Annotated in this window: 6 protein-coding genes and 1 pseudogene; 3 read left to right on the top strand and 4 right to left on the bottom strand. The window is 43.5% G+C overall.

The features are described 5' to 3' along the window. Positions 1-126: 126 nt before the first annotated feature. Positions 127-1,005: pseudogene (locus tag LC653_RS44250) on the bottom strand (AI-2E family transporter); the annotation flags it as partial. Between the two features lie 130 nt (positions 1,006-1,135). On the opposite strand from LC653_RS44250, the gene pdxH reads away from it, so the two are divergent. After that, complete coding sequence (pdxH, locus tag LC653_RS44245; RefSeq protein ID WP_100901663.1) at positions 1,136-1,780, top strand: pyridoxamine 5'-phosphate oxidase; 645 nt, start codon at positions 1,136-1,138, stop codon at positions 1,778-1,780. A 301-nt stretch (positions 1,781-2,081) separates the two neighbouring features. Here the strand turns inward: pdxH and LC653_RS44240 are convergent, their stop codons facing one another. After that, positions 2,082-2,699, bottom strand: a complete 618-nt coding sequence (locus LC653_RS44240) for an FMN-dependent NADH-azoreductase (RefSeq protein ID WP_229501589.1) — start codon at positions 2,697-2,699, stop codon at positions 2,082-2,084. 150 nt (positions 2,700-2,849) lie between these two features. Here LC653_RS44240 and LC653_RS44235 point away from each other — a divergent pair, with 150 nt between their 5' ends. Next, complete coding sequence (locus tag LC653_RS44235) at positions 2,850-3,224, top strand: winged helix-turn-helix transcriptional regulator (RefSeq protein ID WP_229501588.1); 375 nt, start codon at positions 2,850-2,852, stop codon at positions 3,222-3,224. Between the two features lie 25 nt (positions 3,225-3,249). Here LC653_RS44235 and LC653_RS44230 read toward each other — a convergent pair whose 3' ends face one another. Both LC653_RS44230 and LC653_RS44225 read right to left on the bottom strand, forming a co-directional pair. After that, the gene (locus LC653_RS44230) at positions 3,250-4,158 is read right to left on the bottom strand and encodes a DUF3153 domain-containing protein (RefSeq protein WP_229501587.1); all 909 of its coding nucleotides are present in this window, start codon (positions 4,156-4,158) and stop codon (positions 3,250-3,252) included. Between the two features lie 297 nt (positions 4,159-4,455). After that, positions 4,456-4,998, bottom strand: coding sequence for a tetratricopeptide repeat protein (locus LC653_RS44225; protein ID WP_229501586.1), 543 nt, complete (start codon positions 4,996-4,998; stop codon positions 4,456-4,458). 169 nt (positions 4,999-5,167) lie between these two features. Here LC653_RS44225 and LC653_RS44220 point away from each other — a divergent pair, with 169 nt between their 5' ends. Beyond that, positions 5,168-5,641, top strand: a complete 474-nt coding sequence (locus LC653_RS44220) for a hypothetical protein (protein ID WP_229501585.1) — start codon at positions 5,168-5,170, stop codon at positions 5,639-5,641. Positions 5,642-5,927 lie beyond the last annotated feature (286 nt).

Below are 5,927 nucleotides of genomic sequence, written 5' to 3'. Positions count from 1 at the left end.
TTCTCCCACCAGTCCAGCATTGCTTGTTACCTTTAGCACCCGATTTCAATTACTCTACCGTATATGCTGTGCTGTTTGTTAAATCCTTTATCAGTAAGCCTTTCAAGACTTAACGGGAAAAGTCAGGGGAGCTAACAAGTTATCTTTAAGCTGCTGCATGAGAATTGCCGCTATGGCAACTTGAACTGCCAACCACCAATTTTGCAGCAGGACTAAAATCGTCACTAGACTAATGCCGAGAGATGCCCCAATAAAGGGAATGAGTTCTGAGATCCCGATTAATATGGCAAACAACAGGGCAAAGGGCAGCTTCATCACTAAGAAAATTGGCGTCAGGGTTAGCACCATGAACAGTCCTAACAACAACTGGCTGAGGAAAAAGTTCTGAAAATTTAGGCGCAAGGATGCGGTGAGGGGATCTGCAATATTAGAGGGCAAAAGATTGATCAGACCATACCAGACGCGATCGCCATATAAAAGCATATAAAATGCAAGCACGATTACTAACACTACGTCAAGTAATCCTGAGAGCAGTGTTCCAGCAAATCCCACTGCACCAGAAGCTAGTTGTTGTACCAGATTCTGAATGTTGGCATTGATTTGACTGCTCACAACCCTCAAATCAATTGGCAAACGTCGTTGTTTTGCCAGCATCTCAAACTGCTTTAAGTTTTCTTGACTCGCGCCTAACCAATCAGGGATATTATTTAACAGTTGAACTGTTTGATCAATGATCAACGGCACTAGAGTAACGCCCAGAATCCCAAACAGGGTTAACGTTGCAAGTAAAACTATGATCACCGCCTGAGTGCGCGTGATCCGGGCACGTTCAAAGAACTTAACCGGGTAATTTAGTAGAAAAGCCAAAATCGCTGCAATGATCAAGACAGTAATGGGATGCTGAAAATAGCGAAAAAGCACAGACAGCAGCCAGACATTGAGAGCGATAATCGGGCCGCTTAGACCATAAATTAACAGGCGTTGAAGGGAGGCCGAACGGCGCATCTTATGCAACCTATTTTAGATATTCTTTAAGAGAATTTGTAAAATTCTTGATGGTGCTGATCATCATCATCATAGATATTTTTAACAAAGACATGTATAAGCGTATCTGATAACAAGGAAGTAAATCAAAATGGACAAAACCGTAGCTGACCTTCGCAAAGACTACACCTTGGAAGGTTTGAGCGAACTTGAGGTTGACCTCAATCCGTTTATCCAATTTAAAAAATGGTTCGATCAGGCACTAGTAGCGCAACTCCCAGAACCCAATGCCATGACCATTGCTACCGCTACACCAGACGGTAAGCCCTCAGCCAGAATGGTGTTACTCAAGGATTTTGATGAACGGGGCTTTGCCTTCTTTACCAACTACAACAGTCACAAAGGACAAGAACTGGCAGAAAATCCTCAGGGGGCTTTAGTGTTCTGGTGGGCAGAACTGGAACGTCAAGTGCGGATTTCGGGGTATGTAGAGAAAGTTTCCGAAACTGAGTCCGACCAGTATTTTCACAGTCGCCCTGCCAACAGTCGCTTGGGAGCGTGGATATCTAATCAAAGCGAGGTGATAGAAAGCCGAGAAGTCCTGGAGCGACGTTTGCAGGAATTTAAGAGCAAATATGAAAATGAGGAGATTCCCCGACCGCCTCATTGGGGAGGCTTACGAGTGATCCCCACAGAAATTGAGTTTTGGCAAGGCCGCCCCAGCCGTCTGCACGATCGCTTGCTCTATAGCCGTTTAGATAATGACACTTGGAAAATTGAGCGGTTGTCACCGTGAAGAAGAGGCAGGGGAGGCAGAGGGAGATGAGGGAGATGAGGGGGACAGGGCTATTTCATTCTCATCTAGCCCGCCTCAGAATAAATTCTGAGGCTAATAGCAAAAGTTGTCTAAAGACGACTAAGAAAGGCTTTTAGTCCACTAAGCGTGGACTTGGGCTATGAGCCGCGGAACTTTAGTTCTGGGCGGTTTCTGTCTAGAACGAAATAGCCCTAATGAGGGGGATGAGGGAGACAAGATAAATTTTCTTCCTCATCTCCCCCTACTCCCTCATCTCCCCCTGCCCATTCTTTGCATCACATTACCACTGGGTGATCAAATTTTGAATTGCTGCTTGTGCTTCTGATAGAGATTGGGTACGGGCATCTCCCCCGTTCAGGCTATTAGCGTTAATAAATTGAATGTCTGTAATTCCAATAAAGCCGAAAATCGTCCGCAGGTATGGTTCTTGGAAGTCGTAGGCAACGAAAGGAGAGGTCGCGCTAAAGTCACCGCCACGAGCTGTAATGATAACTGCCTTTTTACCCTCGACTAACCCTCTAAAGCCTTGAGCTTCTATTGCAACAGTCCGGTTAATGCGAACGATTTGGTCGATGTAAGCCTTAAAAGTGGAAGGTATATTGAAGTTATACATTGGCACTCCAAAGACGTAGCGATCGGCTGCCAAAAACTCATCAATCAGTTCGTCAGAAATCCTAAGTGCCTCAGTTAATTCTGGGGTATGGGTTTCTGGTGGTGAAAATGCAGATGCAATCCAAGCTTCATTAACGTGAGGAATTGTGTGACGCCCTATATCTCGATAGGCGATCGCATCTTCCGGATGTGCTGCTTTCCAACTACTGACGAATTCCTTAGATAGTTCTCTGGAGTGCGATCGTTCACCACGGGGGCTGGAATCAATATGTAGGATGTTGACCACCAAATATCTCCTGATTAAGCTAGGATTTACTGCTTTTACTTTTTTTGAGTTTCTATTTAAAAGCATTACATTAGATACTAAAAGTAACTAGTTACTAAAGTAAAGTAGTTACCATAAAGTAACTGTCGGACAATTTTAGCTAACTTATCGATGTCTGTCTCTAAAAATCTTGATGCTTGCCCTGTCAGTATTCTGATGTCCTTACTATCAGGGCCCTGGACAATGTATATACTGTGGGTGTTGTGTAATAGTGGGCCTAGTCGCTTTGGTGCATTGAAACACCTAGTTGAGGGCATCTCAACCAAAGTTCTGACGGAAAGACTGAGGATGCTTGAGGCAGCAGAGATTATTTATCGCCAGTATGAACCAACTGTCCCACCCCAAGTAACTTACGGTCTCACAGAACGTGGTCAGGAACTCATTGATGTGCTTCATCAACTCAATGCACTTGCTGAACGTTGGTATGGCAGTGAGCAACTGTCTAAATGTGAAGCAAAAAAGCCGATGCATTCTCCATCGGCTTAACTGACAATATAAACAGATGAATAGTCTACTGTTCCTGGATAGCTGCTGCTTTGGAAGAAAACTGAATTCTGGGATCTGGCATGAAATTGTATCTCAAGTACAATCCTCCCCAGACAAACAGGATAATTAACAACGCACCAATACCAAGGGGACTGGGAAGCCAGAAAACGGTTTCTATGTGGTTTAGCTCACCAGGTTGAAGTTTCCACACTAATCGATTGCCATTCTTTTCTGGCTCTATGGCAGTTTCAGTTAGTTGAATATTTTTGGCTCCCCAAGGAGTCTTCAAGCTAAATTCCAAGTCGAGAATTGAACCAGCATTAGCCAAGACGTTACCTTTGCTGGCAATTAGAGATAGCGATCGCAAATCCAAATCATAAATCAATCGATTTCTGACTAAAAGTAAAAAATTGTTTTGTTCCAAAAGGACGTTTGATTCAATTTTCGGTAGTTCTGAGTCAGATTGGCTCCCCACTGACTCAGAGGCTTGATTCGCATGGGAGTTAAAAAATTCGTTGAACTTCTCTTGCAATTCACTACCACTACTAAAAGGAATTGTAACAATGATTTCTTCTTGGGAAACTCGCTGCGTTTTCCCTTCTAGTTTACGGGCGCGGTGTTCTATGCTATTTAACCATTCATATACATAATCGCCACTAAAACTAGTTAGCCGCTCTCCCAGCTTAATATGTTGTACTAGTTCGCCACTATTTGAATTGTCAAAGTTAAGTCCCACATCGTACTTAACACAGCCAGTTAGTAGCAGGGATGTTAACAGCACTAGCCACAAAATAGGATTTCGCTTGGGAAAGAGGCGGTTCATTCGATTTCGACCATTCAGTACTGAGAGAAATTTCATATTTGTCAATACAAAACTAAATGGTCTAATTAGCCAAAAGAAAATCTTTCCGAAAATTGAAGAATTTGAAACCATAAATATCCCCAAAAGTCAAACTTTTTAACCAATCTTGACTTCTACTACTGGGCGGCGCAATACGCTTCGGTTAACTTGCTTTATCTCTCGAAGATCCCCCCAACCCCCCTTTTTAAGGGGGGCTATTTTTATTCCTCTATCCTCTTAAAAAGGGCAGGGCTGTTTTTAATTCCTCTACCCCCAATTTATCGGGGGTCGCCGCAGGCGGGGGGATCTGATCCGAACTATACTGCTGAGTGACGAACGGGCTGCAAAAGCAGGAAGGAACCCCAGCACGGAAATATCCTCTTGTTAGGATTAGCTAGGGGTTCCTGAAAAATTCAACCAAACCAAGTACGAGATGGTTAAACCAATAGCAATTAGCGCCACCCAGATAAAGCGATTATCTCTGGTATTGACCTGACTGAGGTCAACGAATTCTGGCTCGGCAGGTTTAGGCTTTTGCTGCACAGAAGATTTAGTAGACTTAGCAGGTACAGAAATTTTGAGTTCATTATCGGATAGTGCGCCCAAATCGGGGATTTGGGTCATCCACTTGCTGGGTCTTTTCAGCTTTGGTGCTTTCAAGATGTAAAGCATCCGTCGCGCTTGTTTGCTAATTTCAAAATGGGCATGGCGTTTGAGTCTTTCGCAAAGAGCGATCGCATCATCCGTGCGTCCAACAGCTTCATAAGCTGTCACCAGATAGATTTCTACTTCCCCCCCAAGGCGAGAATTACGAGCTAACAGGGCGCTGGCCTTTTCTAAATTTTCTATGGCTTCGCGGTATTGCCCATTTTCAAAGGCAGCTTTCCCAGCCTGGTAGCGGGTTTTAGCAATTTCTAAACTTTCTACACTCACGGCTTATATAAAAATCAGCACTATTTTAATTTTGCCAATGCCAGCAATCTTTTGGGAATTTTTTCCAAAGCTGGCAACCTAAAACTAAATAAACTTCTAAAATTTTAACTAAGTAGCTGCGATTATTTTCTGATTAAAAATTCCGGTATCAAATACAAGTGAGCAAAATATGTTGAAAATCAAGCATTCGCAACTGAATTGGTTCAAAGCCGCCATGACTTTAGCAGTTATGGGTGTAAGCATTGCTCCAGCTTCTGCACAGTCTGTGATCGTAATTGATGGTGCTTATGGAGTCAGGCGATCGCCTGCTGTGGGTTCCTTCATTTATGGTAATCCGATTTCCATACCTGGTTATGGAGTCAGGCGATCGCCTGCTGTCGGTTCCTTTATTTATGGTAGTCCGATTCCCACACCTATGCCTGTAGACCCAGCAACGGGACTAATGCCACAACGCAATAATTACCCCGATTATTACTATCCCCAGTTCAGGCAGAACGTGAGAAATTCCACGCTGATTAATCCAACTTTGATTAATCCGGCAATTCGAGACTCAACCATCGTTAATCCGGTGATTATAAATAACTCATGGCGACGTACACCATTTAGCGGCGGGCGATCGCGTGTTTTCATTTATCCCCGGTAAAGTGATGCTACCGTGTACACACAAGTCTTTTAGAGTGGCTCCACAGACTTTTAACTCAATTCCGTGGGTTTAAGTCCCCCGGTTCAATAAAAAAGCAAGTTTTGTGTTGGGGTTAAATCCCCATTACAAAACAAAATTTACGAATTACGAATTACGAATTATCGCTCTTTTATTACTCTCATGAGAGTATAATTAATTACTAACAGTTTAACTTAGCAAGGGTATTTAATTGGGTTCAAGAACGGCTACCTCCACGATCACCGTGGTAGATCAGTACTGCGATGCC

Origin of the sequence: Nostoc mirabile CHAB5784 (assembly GCF_020829645.1) — a bacterium.
GTDB classification, from domain to species: Bacteria; Cyanobacteriota; Cyanobacteriia; order Cyanobacteriales; family Nostocaceae; genus Nostoc; species Nostoc mirabile.
Note: the sequence above shows the minus strand (reverse complement) of the source record. Positions and strands in the feature narration are given on the sequence as shown.

Excerpts from the sequence above, each read along its gene's own strand:
- pdxH (WP_100901663.1), top strand. The coding sequence starts at position 1,136 with ATGGACAAAACCGTAGCTGACCTTCGCAAAGACTACACCTTGGAAGGT.
- LC653_RS44235 (WP_229501588.1), top strand. The coding sequence starts at position 2,850 with ATGTCTGTCTCTAAAAATCTTGATGCTTGCCCTGTCAGTATTCTGATG.
- LC653_RS44230 (WP_229501587.1), bottom strand. The coding sequence starts at position 4,158 with ATGGTTTCAAATTCTTCAATTTTCGGAAAGATTTTCTTTTGGCTAATT.
- LC653_RS44220 (WP_229501585.1), top strand. The coding sequence starts at position 5,168 with ATGTTGAAAATCAAGCATTCGCAACTGAATTGGTTCAAAGCCGCCATG.